This is a genomic window from Polaribacter sp. ALD11, assembly GCF_002831685.1.
Lineage (GTDB): Bacteria > Bacteroidota > Bacteroidia > Flavobacteriales > Flavobacteriaceae > Polaribacter.
On sequence record NZ_CP025119.1, the window covers coordinates 3552664 to 3567309 of the forward strand.

Genomic DNA, 14646 nt, shown 5'->3' on the forward strand with positions numbered 1-14646 from the left:
TTAATGCTTCCTATTAAAAACCTTTAAGAGGTTTCATCTAATAAATCTGGTCTTATTTGTTGTGTTCTTTCGTAGGCTTTATCACTTCTCCAATCATCAATTTTTGGAAAGTTACCCGATAATAATATTTCAGGAACTTTCGTTCCTTCAAAATCTGAAGGTCTTGTGTATACTGGTGGCGATAATAAATTATCTTGAAAAGAATCTGTAAGCGCAGATTGTTCATCTCCAATAACACCAGGAATTAAACGCACAACAGCATCAACCAATACGGCTGCTGCCAATTCCCCACCTGTTAAAACATAATCTCCAATAGAAATTTCTTTGGTAATAAATAGTTCTCTAATTCTGTGATCTACACCTTTATAATGCCCTGTTAAAATCAGAATATTTTCTTTTAAAGAAAGTGTGTTTGCAGTAGATTGGTTTAGTGTTTTTGCATCTGGAGTCATATAAATAACTTCATCATAATCACGTTCAGATTGTAGTTTTCTAATACAATTTGCAATGGGCTCTATCATCATAACCATGCCTGCACCACCACCAAACTGTGTGTCGTCTATTTGCTTGTAATTACCTAAACCATAGGCGCGCAAATCGTGAATTATAATTTCTGCCAAACCTTTTTCTTTTGCCCGCTTGATAATTGAATGGTTAAACGGACTTTCTAATAAATCTGGGGCTACTGAAATAATATCTATTCGCATTTTAAAAGTGTAATTTTTGTTTAGTCTTTAATACGTTTTTTGAGAAAATTCGCGAACGATTTTGTATGTAATTTATTAAGCTATTTAAGCACGTAATTTAGTAAATAAAACCCGAATATAAAATCTTAGAAAATTTTAGTAATTAGGAAATAATGAACGAATTATTTTACAAGTGTTTGCATGCTGTTTTTTATTTGTTCGGTTCAATATGAATTAGTACATGTCCTAAACTTGGTATTTTTAATCGTAAATAATCTTTTAATTTGTGAGAGATATCATGTCCTGCTTTTACAGAAATTTCACTGTTAACAATGGCGTGTAAATCTACGTGGAATTTCATTCCAGATTTTCTAATAAAACATTTTTCTGTTCCTAAAACACCTTTTACTTGTGCAGATTTTGTTCTAATTTCAACGATTAAATCATCATATAATTGTTCATCCATTACTTCACCTAAAGCTGGTCTTAAAATTAAGTAACTATTATATAATATAAAAGTAGAGGCAAATAAGGCAGCCCAATCATCGGCAGTTTCATAACCTTTTCCAAAAACAATTGCAATTAAAATACCTATAAAAGCCATTACAGACGTTATTGCATCACTTCTATGATGCCATGCATCTGCTTTAAGTGAAGAACTATTTGTTTGTTTACTTTTTTTCATAACAATTTGAAAAGAAATTTCTTTCCAAATTATTATTAAACCAAGTACAATTAATGTCCAAGGTTTAGGAATTTTGTGAGGTATTTGTATGTTTTGAATACTTTCATAAGCGATAATTGTGGCAGAAAAAACAAGAAAAGCAACCACGCCAAATGTAATTAATGGTTCAATTTTTCCATGTCCGTATGGGTGATTTTCATCTGCTGGTCGTTTGGCATATTTAAAACCTAATAAAACTAAAAATGAGGCGAAAATGTCTGTTGTAGATTCTATTGCATCAGCAATTAAAGCGTAAGAATTACCAAAGAATCCTGCAAAGCCTTTTATTAAAGCTAAAGCAGTGTTTCCAATAATACTGAAATAAGTTGTTCGTATTGCAGTTTGTTCGTTGGTCATTCCCTTTTTTTAAAGTCGCAAATAATATTTATAAAGATATTTGTTAATTAATTAAAAAACTTTTTAGTACATCGAAAAATTATTCCTCTACACTTAAATGAAACAAAGCATCCCCTTTATTTACAATAGGAGTTTTGTTAATACAGAAAATATGACAATTAAAAGGAGCGTACACTTTTTTATTAAACTCACCAAAAGGATCTTGAATAACCCCTAAAATTTCTTTCTTTTTTACAAAACTTCCGTTTGCAACTCTAATTTTAAACATTCCAGAATCAGATGCTCTTAACCATTTTGCTTTGTGTACAAAAACAGGAGTAGCTCTAACCGTAATTTCTCCTTCAATAAGCCCTAATCGGATTAGCACATTTTTTGTTCCGTTTACGCCTTCATTAATAATTGTAGGGTTTAGTTCTTTCGATTTTCCACCTTCAAAAAGTAAAACAGTTTTACCCATTTTATGCAAGGTGTCTCTTAACGATTTGGTAATGTTTTCAGAAAAAACAATCATTGGTGGGTTAAAAACTTTTGCTAATTCCAATGCTTTTTCATCATCTTTACTACACCTAATTTGTGCAATATTATCACGTTCGCCACCACCTGTGTGAAAATCGATTACATAATCTACAAAAGGTGCAATTTCTTTTGTAAACTGATATGCAAATTGACTTGCCAAAGAACCGCTTACGGTTCCTGGAAACATTCTATTTAAATCACGTCCGTCAGGAAATTCTCTAGTCTGAATTAAATACCCAAAAATATTAAAAACAGGAATACAAATAATGGTTCCGCTTTTTGGTTTATTTAATTTTAAACTAATTATTTCTCTAATAATTCCAACACCATTTGTTTCGTCTCCATGTATACCCGCTAGTAATAAAACTACGGGGCCAGGGTTGGTAGAGCGCTCTATTATTATAGGAACCTTTACTGTTGTTCTTGTATGTAGTTTTGCAACTTCTAAATCTAAAACAGTACGTTTTCCTTCAGGAATTTCTTTTCCTAAAAGGATAAAAGGTTTATTCGACATTTAATTCTAAATAACGTATAATTTCTTTTGCAATATTTTTCTTAGTAGCAATTTCTATTCCTTCTAAACCAGGAGAAGAATTTACTTCTAAAACCAATGGTCCTTTAGAAGATTGTAACATGTCTACACCGGCAACTCCTAATCCCATTGCTTTGGTAGCTTTTAACGCTGTTCTTTCTTCTTCATCTGTTAATTCAATAACATTTGCGTTTCCACCTCTGTGTAAATTAGAACGAAATTCACCTTCTTTTCCTTGACGCTTCATGGCACCAATTACTTTACCATCAACTACAAACGCTCTAATATCTGCACCTCCAGCTTCTTTAATAAATTCTTGTGCAATTACTCTTGCACCTAAACCATTAAAAGCCTCTAGAACAGAAGTAGCTGCATTTTGTGTTTCTGCTAAAACAACACCCAAACCTTGTGTTCCTTCTAATAATTTTAAAACTAAAGGAGTTCCGCCAACAGACTCTATAACGTGTTCTACGTCTTTTGTATAGTTGGTGAAAACTGTTTTTGGTAAACCAACACCAGCTCTCGCTAAAATTTGTAAACTGCTCAATTTATCTCTAGATCTAACCAAGCCAATGGAAGAAACGGCGGTAAAAACTTTCATCATTTCGAATTGTCTAATCACTGCTGTACCGTAAAAAGTTACAGAAGCACCAATTCTTGGAATAATTGCATCTATATTCTCTAAATATTCACCTTTGTAAAATATTTTCGGAGCTTTCTTTTCAATCTCAATATTACACTTTAGGTGATCTACAACCATTACTTCATGCCCTCTTTTTTCTGCGGCTTCAACTAATCTTCTTGTAGAGTACAATTTAGCATTTCTAGATAAAATTACAATTCTCATTTATTTTGTGTTTTTTAATTTGTGAGATAGATTTTTCATAGTAGTATCTATCACGAATTTTTTATTTAAAAATTTTCTTCCTAGTAATATAGGAAATTTCATGTCTTTTCGTTCGCTTAAGGTAAGGTAAATTGGAAAAGTTTGGTTAAAAATGAATATTTCTGTATGAATCATAAAGCGCTTTTCAGAAATACCATTAGAACTTTTTACAATCTTTGATGCGTAATTTTTAGACGTAAACTCTTTATTATTATAAAAAGGATGTTCCGGGTCTAACAGCGTAAACTGAATTATTGAAGCACCGTCTACAGTAATTTCACTAATATTTGAACAATGTATAGAAGAAGTATACGCACCAGAATCTACCTTTAGATCAATCTCATAAAGTGATAACTCTGGGAAGTCTGCTTTGTCTGAACGACCAATGGTAATTTTCATTTTTATTCTTAATAAGTTTGTAAAATTACTAATAGTTATTTAAATTTTTGACAAAATGAATTAATTTAATCAATTACAAGGCATTTAAAATATAATATCTCTTTTTACAACTTTTGTTACGTTAAATAATATTTACATTTCAACAATAATACCGTCCTAAAAGGATTTTTTTTCTTGTTATTATAGTACTGTTTATTGTTGTTTTATATTGATATCGACTGATCTTTTTTTGATTAATTTAGGTAGCTTAAAAATATTTTTAGTCGTTTAGAAAGCTAAAGGTATATCTAACTAGTTTTATATAAATTTACATTGTTTTTCTTTTTTTTGAGATAGTTTATGTTTTACGTTTAGATGAACTTCTATTGATTTTTTTATTGTATTTTCACAAGTAACTATCATTAAATATAGATTTTTAGTCAACCTATTTCAGTAAAGTATAGTTTTATACGAGCAGTTAGCGAAGTTAACCGAATTTAAGTATAGAAACAAACGATACTATTTATTAGAGAAGATTACAATTGTGCAATTGCAGCTTCTGCACAGCGTTCACCATCCATGGCAGCAGAAACAATACCGCCAGCATAACCACCACCTTCGCCACAAGGAAATAAACCTTCTATTTCTGTGTGTTCTAAACTTTCTTTTCTAGGGATATTTACGGGGGATGAAGTTCTAGATTCGACACCAATAATATTTGCTTCATTGGTATAGTAACCGTGCATTTTACTACCAAATGCAACAAAACCTTTTCGCAATCTGCTACCAATAATTTTAGGTAAAAGGGAGTGAAGTGGAGCCGATTTTAACCCTGGTTGGTACGAACAATCGTTAAGTTCGGGCGATAGTTTACCATCAACAAAATCTACCAATCTTTGTGCAGGTGCAGTTTGTGTTCTTCCACCAGCCAAAAAAGCAATTTTTTCTAAATCTTTCTGAAACTCTAACCCTCTTAATTCTCCAAAATGTTCGTATTTTTTGAAATCTTTATCAATATCTAATTCAACAACAATTCCTGAATTTGCAAACTTGTTATTTCTTCTACTTGGCGACATTCCGTTTACAACAACTTCTCCATTAGCTGTAGCTGCAGGTACAATAAAGCCACCAGGACACATACAAAAAGAATATACGCCTCTGTTGTTTACTTGTTGTACTAAACTATAAGCCGCAGCGGGTAAAAGTTCGTCTCTTTCACCAGAACAGTGATACTGAATTTGATCTATTATCTCTTGCGGATGTTCTACACGAACGCCCATTGCAAAAGACTTTGCTTTAATTCGTATTTCTTTTTTATGCAATAACTCATAAATGTCTCTAGCAGAATGTCCGGTTGCTAAAATTACAGAATTTACGGTTATTTCTTCTCCGTTTAAAAGTTGAAGTGCTTGTAATTTATTGTTTTTAATTACAAAGTCGGTAACTCTTGTTTCAAAACGAATTTCGCCACCAAACTTTAAAATGTTTTCTCGAATATTCTCGATAATTTTTGGCAGTTTATTTGTCCCAATATGTGGGTGTGCATCTACTAAAATTTGCTCGGTTGCACCATGATAAACTAGATTTTCGAAGATTCTTCTAACGTCTCCACGTTTTAAAGAACGGGTGTATAATTTTCCGTCAGAATAGGTTCCGGCGCCACCTTCACCAAAACAATAGTTAGAATCTTCGTTTACAATATGATCTTGATTTATAGCTTTTAAATCTCGCCTTCTATCTTGTACATTTTTTCCGCGCTCTAAAACAACAGGTTTGTAACCTAATTCGATACAACGCAATGCAGCATACATTCCTGCAGGACCAAAACCAATAATATGAATTTCTTTAGCATTAGAAACATCTTTGTATTCAAAAGTATAATCAGATTTTTCTGGAACCTGTTCATTGATATAAACAGCTACTTTATAATTAAAGATGACGTCTTTTTTACGAGCATCAATCGATTTACGCAAGACTTTTACTGCGGAAATCTCACTTTTATCTACGCCTAATTGTTTAGAAGCTTTGTATAACAGCGTATCTCCTTTTCTTTCTTCTATTAAATTTACACGAAGTTGAATTTCTTTAACCATGTTGCAAAAGTAATTAAATTATGATTGATTTTGGTAGCGAAATTTAGAGGTTTTTTTAAAGGAATTTGCTACCGTGTAAACTGATATAAAATCGTTTCAATGTTTTAACAGATCAGTCTACAAAGATCTTTTATTTTAAAGTATATTTTTATTGGTTAGGTTGTTTCTATAAATTTATGATAGTAATAATTTGCAGCAGTTAAATCTTCTAGAGCATGTCCCACAGATTTAAAAACGGTGATTTCTTTCGCATTTAATCTTCCTTTTTTGGTGTTGGAACAAAGTTCGAATAAATCAGCTTTTATGTCGGTTTCTTTAAGAATTCCTTCTTTTAACGGAATTACAATATCTCCACTTTCTTTTAATCCACCTTGATACGTGTCTACAAAAACAGTTCCTTTTAAAATCGTTTCATTATCAGCTTCTCTTGTATCTGTCTTATAGGAACCAACCAAATCTACATGTTGTCCTGGTTTTAAATAGGTGCCTAAGATTAAAGGTGTTTTAGTTAAGGTAGCAGAGGAAATAATGGCTACTTCAGAAATTTTTTCTTCAATAGTTTTAATCGCAGTAATTGTAAAGCTTTCATTAGATAACTCCTCACAAATAGCTTGTGCTTTTTTATAATTTCTTCCCCAAATAAAAACATTTTTAATCGGTCTAACGGAAGCGTGCGCTTTAATAAGGTTTGTAGACAATGCGCCAGTACCAATCATTAATAGAGAATTTGCGTCTTTTCTAGATAAGAAAGAAGAAGCTAAGGCAGAAGCTGCGGCTGTGCGTTTTACAGTTAGACTTTTTGCGTCTAAAATGGCTTTTAAAGTTCCGTTAATGGCGTCAAAATAAATATAGGTACCATTAATTGATGGTAAATTAAATTGACTGTTTTCTGGACTTACGGTTACTACTTTTACACCTGCATCTTTTCCAGAATTCCAGGCGGGCATTAATAATAATGTAGAGTCTGTATTTGTTGTAGGGTTTGGAAAATCGTGATGGTGTCTCATTGGAACGATCACATTTTTATCAGAGAAGTTTTCTTGTAATTTTTGAACTAATTCTGTAAAAACAGTGTTTTTTTCAATAAATTGAGTGTCGATTTGAACAAGTGGATTCATCTTTTAATTTTTTTATATGTTACGTGTATTAGATAGAAATTCTATTTTTTATTCTTTGAAACAAATTAAACCAATTCGCACTTTATCATTCGGTCATTTCCGAATAGGTCATTTTTTAATTCAATATTGATAAATCCTTTTTCTCTGAGCATTGCAACCGTTTCTTTTCCTAAATATTGATTGATTTCAAAAAATAACAATCCATTTTTAGATAGCTGTTGTTTTGCTAAATCTGCTATTTTATTGTAGAATAATAACGGATTTTCATCAGTTACAAATAATGCCAAATGAGGTTCATTTTCGAGTACATTCTTTCTAATTGCTACTTTTTCTAATTCTCTAACATAAGGAGGATTAGAAACGATAATGTCAAATTGTTGAGGTAATTTATTTACTTCTAAAATATTCATTTCAATAAAATCAACTTCAATTTTATTTAAAAGGGCATTTTGTTTCGCAATTTTTAAAGCTTCCGAAGAAATATCAATAGCAGAAATTTTTACATTATGTAAGTTTTTTGCCAAAGAAATAGGAATGCAGCCTGTTCCTGTACCAATATCTAAAATAGTGAGTGTTTTATCTTCATTTTTGGTTCTTAATTCTGATGTTTCTAAAAGAATCCATTCAACCAATTCTTCGGTTTCTGCTCTCGGAATTAAGGTATTTCTGTTAACTATAAAAGGCAAACCGTAAAATTCTGTATTTCCTAAGATATACTGTATTGGCTCTTCTTTTTGTAATCTTTTAAGAATGTTTTTTAAGTCTGTTAAATTTTTATCAGTAATTAAAAAATCTGGTTTTAGAACCGTATCAATTCTTTGTAGATTCAGTTTTTCTTCCATTAAAATAAAGAAAAAGCTGTCGATCTCTGTTTTTGGATAGGTTTCTGAAAGTGCTTCTGAAAAATAATTTTTAAAATCTTTAAGAGTCATAATTTTTATAATAACGGACTTAAGAAACGTGCTAAACGCTCTAATGTTTTCTGTTTGAAGCTTCTTTTTCTAAACTCTTCAAACCTTATTTTAGATGCTTTTGCTACGCGTTCATCAAATTCTTTTCTTAATTCTAGTGTAATATCCTCATCAAAAATTAAAGCATTTAATTCATAATTGTGCTCAAAACTTCTACAATCAAAATTAGTTGAACCAACAGATGAGATTTCATCATCAATAAAAATAACTTTAGAATGCGAAAAATCGTCCCGTAAATAAATCGTAACTCCAGCTTTAATTAAATCTTCAAAATAAGAATACATGCTATATTTTGCCATTTTGGAATCTCCTACTTTAGGCAATAATAAGGTAACATTTATTCCACTTAAAGCAGCCATCTTAAATGCTTCTAAAATAGAAAAGGTTGGTATAAAATAAGGATTTAGAACACAAATACTTTTTTCTGCAGAATTAATTAAGCTTAAATATTGTTGCATAACTATCGATTGCTCATAATCTGGCCCGCCAGAAACAATTTGCAATCTCGATTTCCCTTCGCAAGAAAATGATTTGGTAAATCTTTCATCTTCACTTAAATCTTGTTCTGTGGCGTAATAAAAGTCTTTTAAAAAAGATTTGTGTAAACTGGTTACTGCACAACCTTCAATTTGTAAATGCGTGTCTTGCCAAATGCCTAGAAATTCATCATCTATATATTGGTCAGAAATATTTACACCACCAGTAAAGCCAATTTTATTATCAATAACACATACTTTTCTATGGTTTCTATGATTTAAAGAAAAAAGAAACTTCCCATATTCCCATGGTGTTTCCGGGTAAATTTCTGCACCCATCTTTTTCAATTTTTCTTTTGTAGATTTTTTTAGAGAAGAACTTCCAAACCCATCATATAAAATTCTAACGCTTACATTTTCTTTTCTCTTTTTCTCTATTTCATCAATAATGCTGTTTAAAACCTTGCCATCTTCAAATATGTAATATTGAAGGTGAATAAAGTTTTCTGCTTTTTTAATGGCCTCTATAATTGCATTAAAAGCCTCTTTACCATTTTTTAAAAGCTTAATATTATTTCCCTCATCTAAAGGAATATTAGTGGTTCTAAAAATAAGGTCTGATATTTTTTTAGCTTTTATAGAAGTTAATTTTTCTGAATGATTATTATTTATTGTCTCGAAAGATTTTTTAATATAATTTTTCCTGCGCTTGGCTTCTTTTAGTTCTAGAAATTTTAATTTTCTTCTGTTAATACCAAAAATCGCATATGCAATAACACCTAAAAAAGGAAAAAACAGTGTAATAAGAATCCAACTCAAAGATTTTGAAGGCTTAATACCAAAATACAAGATATTGTAAAATGCCCAACTGAATAAAATAAAATGTAGTATTAAAAGGATGTAGTATGACAAAATATTGGTTTTAAATTTTTTTAAGCATCCAAACGTTACAAGAATAATGACCTGTATTTCCCATTGGTTTGTCTAAATTAACGAAACCATTTTTTTTGTATAATTTTCTAGCAGCCTCCATGTATGGCATGGTTTCTAGGTAGCAGTTTTCAAAACCAAACTCTTTTGCTTTTTCTAAACATTTAGAAATTAAACTTGTTCCTAAGCCTTTTCCTCTTGCAATTGGTAAGAAATACATTTTTTGAAGTTCACAAATATTCGCTTCGCAGTTGTCTAATTTGGCAATTCCTGCACCACCAATAACTTTGTTATTATGTTCAACCACAAAATAGGCAACTTTTTCTTTTTGGTAGGTTTCAAACATAAGGTCTGTAGCCTTATCTTCATAAGCTGTTCCTGTTTTAGGTGCACCCATTTCTAAAATTACACTTCTAATTACTTTAGAGAGTTCTATATTATCTGTGGACTTTATTTCTCTTATAATAAAATTTTCGCTTGTCATTTATTACCGTATTTTTGCAGGAGCAAGTTACCTAAATTTTAATTTTTTTTGATGAAAAACACATTATTTTTTTCGGTTTTAGTTTTATTAATATCGAGTTGTTCTGTTCAAAAAGAGCCTATTTTTATTAAGGTAGATAATGTGAAGGTACTAAGTTTTGAATCTGATACGATAAAGTTAAAAGCAGATGCTTTTTTTGAAAACCCGAATGATGTTGGTGGTAAAATTACTACAGATGACATAAAAATACTAGTAAATGGGGCAGAAGTAGCACAAGTTTTTTCAGATGAATTTAAAGTGCCTGCAAGAAATGAATTTTCGATTCCTTTAATTGCGTACATTCCCACAAAAAACATTTTAAATTCAAATAAAAAAGGAGCTTTAGGAAGTTTGCTAAATTCTTTGATTACCAATAAAGTAAAAATTCAAATTAAGGGGAATTTAGAATATATTGTTTTTGGTTTTAAAAGAGATTTTTTAATTGATAAAACACAGGAAATAAAATTTAAAATTTAAGATATCAATAACGAATTTTACATAAAACGTTGCTTGCAGATTGCTAAAAACGGATTAGGAACAACGCGTCCGAATCCTTCGGTTGGCGCTGTTATTGTGCATCAAAATAAAATTATAGGAGAAGGTTTTACGTCGCCTTTTGGTGGGAATCATGCAGAGGTAAATGCAATTAATTCTGTAAAAAATAAAGCGCTATTAAAAAAAGCAACTATTTACGTTACACTAGAGCCTTGTAGTCACTTTGGTAAAACACCACCTTGTGCAGATTTAATTGTAAAACACCAATTAAAACAAGTGGTAATTGGTTGTCTAGATTCTAATAGTTTGGTTGCTGGTAAAGGAATTGAACGTTTAATAAAGGCAAAAATTCAAGTAGTAGTTGGTGTTTTAGAAGATGAATGCAGAACACATCACAAACGTTTTTTTACGGTTCAAGAAAAAAAGCGTCCGTATATAATTTTAAAATGGGCAGAAACCAAAGACGGATTTGTTGCACCAAAATCAAAAAATGAAAACAAACCTGTTTTTATCTCTAACAAATATTCGCAACAACTAGTACATAAATTACGAAGCAAAGAGCATGCGATTTTAGTAGGCACACATACTGTTTTGGTAGATAATCCTAAATTGAATGTTCGAAGTTGGTTTGGAGAAAACCCTATTAGAATTGCTTTAGATCGTACTTTACGAATTCCTAAAAATGCAAATATTTTAGACGGAACTGTAAAGACAATTGTTTTAACAGATAAAAAAAATAAGAATAAAGAATCAAGAGAAAATTTAATTTTTGAAGAAATTGATTTTTCTAAAAAAGTTGCGTCACAAATTTGTTCAGTTCTTTATAAAAATAATATTCAATCTTTAATTGTAGAAGGAGGTACACAAACATTACAAACTTTTATTGATGAAAATTTATGGGATGAAGCCCTAGTTTTTGTAGGAGAAAATAATTTTAGAGACGGAACAAAGTCTCCAAAAATTAAAAAGAAATTTACGCAAGAAAACATCGAGAATGATGTTTTAAAAACATACAAAAATGATTAAAAACATTGTTTTCGATTTTGGAGATATTTTTATCAACTTAGACAAAAAACGATTTGCAGAAGAATTGCAGAAATTAGGTGTTTTTCAAGAGTCTGAAGAAATGCTACCTATTTTACATGAATATGAAAAAGGACTGGTTTCTACAAAAGATTTTATAATTTTTTTTGAAGGTAAACTAAATATTCCTTCAGAAAAATTAATAGCAGCATGGAATTCTATTTTGTTAGATTTTCCAGAAAAACGTTTAAAATTTATTCAAGACTTAGCAGAAAGTAAAAAATACCGACTTTTTTTATTAAGTAATACGAATGATTTGCACATTTCTTGGATAAAAAACGATTGGGGAATGGAGCTGTTTGATGCTTTTAAAGTCTGTTTCGAGCAGTTTTATTTGTCACATGAGGTGAATTTTAGAAAACCAAACAACAATATTTATGAATTTGTTTTAAAAAGCAATAACTTAATTGCAGAAGAAACACTTTTTATAGACGATACAAAAGAAAATACAGAAGCTGCTAAGTCTTTAGGAATTCAGGTTTGGCATTTAATACCTGGAAAAGATGATGTTTTAGAACTGTTTACTAAAAACCAACTATAATTTGATTTTCCTTCTTTTAAGTATACTGTTTTCTACAGGTTTATTTGTTATTTTTAAATATTTCGGTATTTATAAAATAGATGTTTTAAAAGCTATTTTTATAAACTATATAGTCGCTTTTTCTATGGGTTTTTTGTTAGCAGAAAGGCAAATACCTATTTCAGAAATTTATTTAGAACCTTGGTTTTCTAGTGCTTTAGTTCTAGGGGCTTTGTTTATTGGAATATTTTTTGTGATGGCAATGACGTCTCAACAAAACGGAGTTTCCGTAGCTTCAATTGCAGGAAAAATGTCTGTAGTTATTCCTGTTTTATTTGGCATCATTTTATATAATGAATCGGTTACTTTCTTAAAAATTTCAGGAATTATAATCGCTTTAGTAGCTGTGTATTTAGCTTCTGTAAAAGAAGATAAATCAGAGAAAAAAGGGAATTTACTATTTCCCATTCTATTGTTTTTAGGATCTGGAACGATTGATACACTTATAAAATATGTACAAGTAAATCATGTTGCAGACGAAGATGTTTCTATATTTTCAGGTAGTTTATTTGGTATTGCTGCCATTTTTGGTTTTATAATTTTAGTAATGAAATCGATAAAAAAAAGAACGCCTTTCGGACTTAAAAACATCATTGCAGGTATCATTCTAGGAGTTCCAAATTACTATTCAATCATCTTTATAATTAAGGCTTTACAAAACAATGCTTTTGAAAGCTCGACGCTGTTTACTATTAATAATGTAGCAATTGTTATTGCATCAACTTTGGTTGGTTTGTTCTTATTTAAGGAGAAATTTAGCATAAAAAATAAAATAGGCGTTGCATTGGCTATCTTAGGAATTGTATTGGTTACGATTGCTTAAATACGTATTTAAAATTATTTTATAAAGCTGCACTTATAATTCTATTTGTTTCAAAGCTTTATAAATCTATATTTTCTATGTATCTATGTGCTCGGTTTTTAATGAGAATTTTAAATTGATAAAAATTATTTAATAGTATTCAAAGTAAAAAATGGAAGACGTTTATAAAACAATAGAAAAACCATCTGAAGAAACTCTTTTTAAAGAAAAAGGAAGTAAGTTTTTTGGATACACTTTTCCTGTTTTATCTGAAGATGATGTAAAAGAGTGTATAGAAGAACTTCGTAAAAAACACCATGCTGCACGTCATTTTTGTTATGCATATCAATTAGGAATTGAGAAAACTAGATTTAGAGCTAATGATGATGGTGAGCCAAATAATTCTGCAGGAATGCCAATTTATGGTCAAATTCAGTCTTTTGAAGTAACCAATATTTTAATTGTATCTGTTCGGTATTTTGGAGGAACAAAATTAGGTGTTGGCGGACTAATTTCAGCATATAAAACTTCTGCTCAAATGGCATTAGAAGCTTCTGATATTTTAGAAAAGACTATTAACGTTCAGTATAAACTGATTTTTAATTACGATTTGATGAATCCTGTAATGAGAATTGTCAAAGAGAAAAATATAGATATTGTGAGTCAGAAGTTAGAAATGGATTGTCAATATATCATTTCTGTAAGAAAAAATGATGCCGATTCAATTTTTACAATTTTTGATAACTTGTATAAGGTTGAAGTGAAGGTTTTGGAGTAGTAATTTGAATTCTTTTTGTTAAAGGTTTTAAAATATGGGTTTACAATCAAGAAAAACGAATTACAGCTATTTTGATATCAAAAAATATAAATTGATTTATTCTTTAGGGAAATAAAAAGGTTTTATCAAAATTTTATATTTCTTCTCTAAAAGCCTAAACTTTCTAATAAGTAATCAGGACAACGAGTTGGTTTCATCGTTTTAGAATTCATAAAAGCCAAAACAGAATTTCCGGTACAAATCAATTCATCTTTCTGATTTTTGATTTCATAATCAAATTCAATCTTTACCATTGGTTTCTTTTTTAAGAAAGTATGTATGGTTAAAACGTCGTCATATAACGCAGATTTTATAAAATTAAAACGTATCGAAATTACAGGAAGCATTATTCCACTCAATTCCATATCTTTGTAAGTGACACCTAAAGAACGCAACCATTCTGTTCTTCCTAATTCGAAAAATTGAGCGTAGTTGCCGTGATAAACAACGCCCATTTGGTCGGTTTCAGAGTATCTAATTCTAGTTTTTGTTGATGATTTTTTCAATTAATATAGATAAAATTTATTTCAGCATTTTACGCAAAAAATAGTTAATAATCAATAGCAAATTGATTTTTTTATACTGAATTTTATTCACACTTTTGTATAACCTAAAAAAGCAGGTTAAATTCTCTTTTTTTACCATATTTAATAACTCTATAAAGTACCCACAACAACAA

At 30.1% G+C, this 14646-nt stretch carries 16 protein-coding genes; 5 read left to right on the forward strand and 11 right to left on the reverse strand.

The features are described 5' to 3' along the window. Positions 1-23: 23 nt before the first annotated feature. From trmD to CW731_RS15460, 10 genes are all read right to left on the reverse strand, one after another. Positions 24-707 carry a tRNA (guanosine(37)-N1)-methyltransferase TrmD gene (gene trmD, locus CW731_RS15415; protein ID WP_100947561.1) on the reverse strand — a complete coding sequence of 228 codons (684 nt, stop codon included), beginning with the start codon at positions 705-707 and terminating at the stop codon, positions 24-26. Positions 708-897: 190 nt separating this feature from the next. Next, the gene (locus tag CW731_RS15420; RefSeq protein WP_100947562.1) at positions 898-1767 is read right to left on the reverse strand and encodes a cation diffusion facilitator family transporter; all 870 of its coding nucleotides are present in this window, start codon (positions 1765-1767) and stop codon (positions 898-900) included. A 79-nt stretch (positions 1768-1846) separates the two neighbouring features. Next, positions 1847-2797 (reverse strand): succinylglutamate desuccinylase/aspartoacylase family protein, encoded by a 951-nt coding sequence (locus CW731_RS15425; RefSeq protein WP_100947563.1) that lies wholly within the window; start codon positions 2795-2797, stop codon positions 1847-1849. Next, entirely contained in the window at positions 2787-3662 is an 876-nt protein-coding gene (gene rimK, locus CW731_RS15430; RefSeq protein WP_100947564.1) for a 30S ribosomal protein S6--L-glutamate ligase, read from the reverse strand. The genes CW731_RS15425 and rimK overlap by 11 nt, the downstream gene beginning before the upstream one ends. Beyond that, positions 3663-4100, reverse strand: a complete 438-nt coding sequence (locus CW731_RS15435; RefSeq protein ID WP_100947565.1) for a RimK/LysX family protein — start codon at positions 4098-4100, stop codon at positions 3663-3665. 515 nt (positions 4101-4615) lie between these two features. Beyond that, positions 4616-6172: an NAD(P)/FAD-dependent oxidoreductase gene (locus CW731_RS15440; protein ID WP_100947566.1), complete on the reverse strand. Its 1557-nt coding sequence runs from the start codon at positions 6170-6172 to the stop codon at positions 4616-4618. A gap of 155 nt (positions 6173-6327) precedes the next feature. Then, positions 6328-7290: an ornithine cyclodeaminase family protein gene (locus CW731_RS15445; RefSeq protein ID WP_100947567.1), complete on the reverse strand. Its 963-nt coding sequence runs from the start codon at positions 7288-7290 to the stop codon at positions 6328-6330. A gap of 65 nt (positions 7291-7355) precedes the next feature. Further along, positions 7356-8222: a peptide chain release factor N(5)-glutamine methyltransferase gene (prmC, locus tag CW731_RS15450; protein WP_100947568.1), complete on the reverse strand. Its 867-nt coding sequence runs from the start codon at positions 8220-8222 to the stop codon at positions 7356-7358. A 5-nt stretch (positions 8223-8227) separates the two neighbouring features. After that, on the reverse strand, positions 8228-9649 hold the full coding sequence (gene cls, locus CW731_RS15455; protein WP_232734690.1) for a cardiolipin synthase: 1422 nt from the start codon (positions 9647-9649) through the stop codon (positions 8228-8230). Positions 9650-9659: 10 nt separating this feature from the next. Further along, positions 9660-10151 (reverse strand): GNAT family N-acetyltransferase, encoded by a 492-nt coding sequence (locus tag CW731_RS15460; protein ID WP_100947570.1) that lies wholly within the window; start codon positions 10149-10151, stop codon positions 9660-9662. A gap of 51 nt (positions 10152-10202) precedes the next feature. Between CW731_RS15460 and CW731_RS15465 the strand changes: the two genes are divergently transcribed. From CW731_RS15465 to CW731_RS15485, 5 genes are all read left to right on the forward strand, one after another. Continuing rightward, the gene (locus CW731_RS15465) at positions 10203-10667 is read left to right on the forward strand and encodes an LEA type 2 family protein (protein ID WP_100947571.1); all 465 of its coding nucleotides are present in this window, start codon (positions 10203-10205) and stop codon (positions 10665-10667) included. Positions 10668-10688: 21 nt separating this feature from the next. Further along, entirely contained in the window at positions 10689-11711 is a 1023-nt protein-coding gene (gene ribD / locus CW731_RS15470) for a bifunctional diaminohydroxyphosphoribosylaminopyrimidine deaminase/5-amino-6-(5-phosphoribosylamino)uracil reductase RibD (protein ID WP_100947572.1), read from the forward strand. Next, on the forward strand, positions 11704-12309 hold the full coding sequence (locus CW731_RS15475; protein ID WP_100947573.1) for an HAD-IA family hydrolase: 606 nt from the start codon (positions 11704-11706) through the stop codon (positions 12307-12309). Before ribD ends, CW731_RS15475 begins: the two co-directional genes overlap by 8 nt. Before the next feature lies 1 nt (position 12310). Beyond that, the gene (locus CW731_RS15480; protein WP_100947574.1) at positions 12311-13171 is read left to right on the forward strand and encodes an EamA family transporter; all 861 of its coding nucleotides are present in this window, start codon (positions 12311-12313) and stop codon (positions 13169-13171) included. Between the two features lie 151 nt (positions 13172-13322). Beyond that, positions 13323-13928 carry a YigZ family protein gene (locus CW731_RS15485; protein WP_100947575.1) on the forward strand — a complete coding sequence of 202 codons (606 nt, stop codon included), beginning with the start codon at positions 13323-13325 and terminating at the stop codon, positions 13926-13928. Positions 13929-14074: 146 nt separating this feature from the next. Here the strand turns inward: CW731_RS15485 and CW731_RS15490 are convergent, their stop codons facing one another. Then, complete coding sequence (locus tag CW731_RS15490) at positions 14075-14473, reverse strand: thioesterase family protein (protein ID WP_100947576.1); 399 nt, start codon at positions 14471-14473, stop codon at positions 14075-14077. Positions 14474-14646: the final 173 nt, after the last annotated feature.

Coding starts and splice junctions, on each gene's coding strand:
- trmD (WP_100947561.1), bottom strand. CDS start 707: ATGCGAATAGATATTATTTCAGTAGCCCCAGATTTATTAGAAAGTCCG.
- CW731_RS15420 (WP_100947562.1), bottom strand. CDS start 1,767: ATGACCAACGAACAAACTGCAATACGAACAACTTATTTCAGTATTATT.
- CW731_RS15425 (WP_100947563.1), bottom strand. CDS start 2,797: ATGTCGAATAAACCTTTTATCCTTTTAGGAAAAGAAATTCCTGAAGGA.
- rimK (WP_100947564.1), bottom strand. CDS start 3,662: ATGAGAATTGTAATTTTATCTAGAAATGCTAAATTGTACTCTACAAGA.
- CW731_RS15435 (WP_100947565.1), bottom strand. CDS start 4,100: ATGAAAATTACCATTGGTCGTTCAGACAAAGCAGACTTCCCAGAGTTA.
- CW731_RS15440 (WP_100947566.1), bottom strand. CDS start 6,172: ATGGTTAAAGAAATTCAACTTCGTGTAAATTTAATAGAAGAAAGAAAA.
- CW731_RS15445 (WP_100947567.1), bottom strand. CDS start 7,290: ATGAATCCACTTGTTCAAATCGACACTCAATTTATTGAAAAAAACACT.
- prmC (WP_100947568.1), bottom strand. CDS start 8,222: ATGACTCTTAAAGATTTTAAAAATTATTTTTCAGAAGCACTTTCAGAA.
- CW731_RS15460 (WP_100947570.1), bottom strand. CDS start 10,151: ATGACAAGCGAAAATTTTATTATAAGAGAAATAAAGTCCACAGATAAT.
- CW731_RS15465 (WP_100947571.1), top strand. CDS start 10,203: ATGAAAAACACATTATTTTTTTCGGTTTTAGTTTTATTAATATCGAGT.
- CW731_RS15475 (WP_100947573.1), top strand. CDS start 11,704: ATGATTAAAAACATTGTTTTCGATTTTGGAGATATTTTTATCAACTTA.
- CW731_RS15485 (WP_100947575.1), top strand. CDS start 13,323: ATGGAAGACGTTTATAAAACAATAGAAAAACCATCTGAAGAAACTCTT.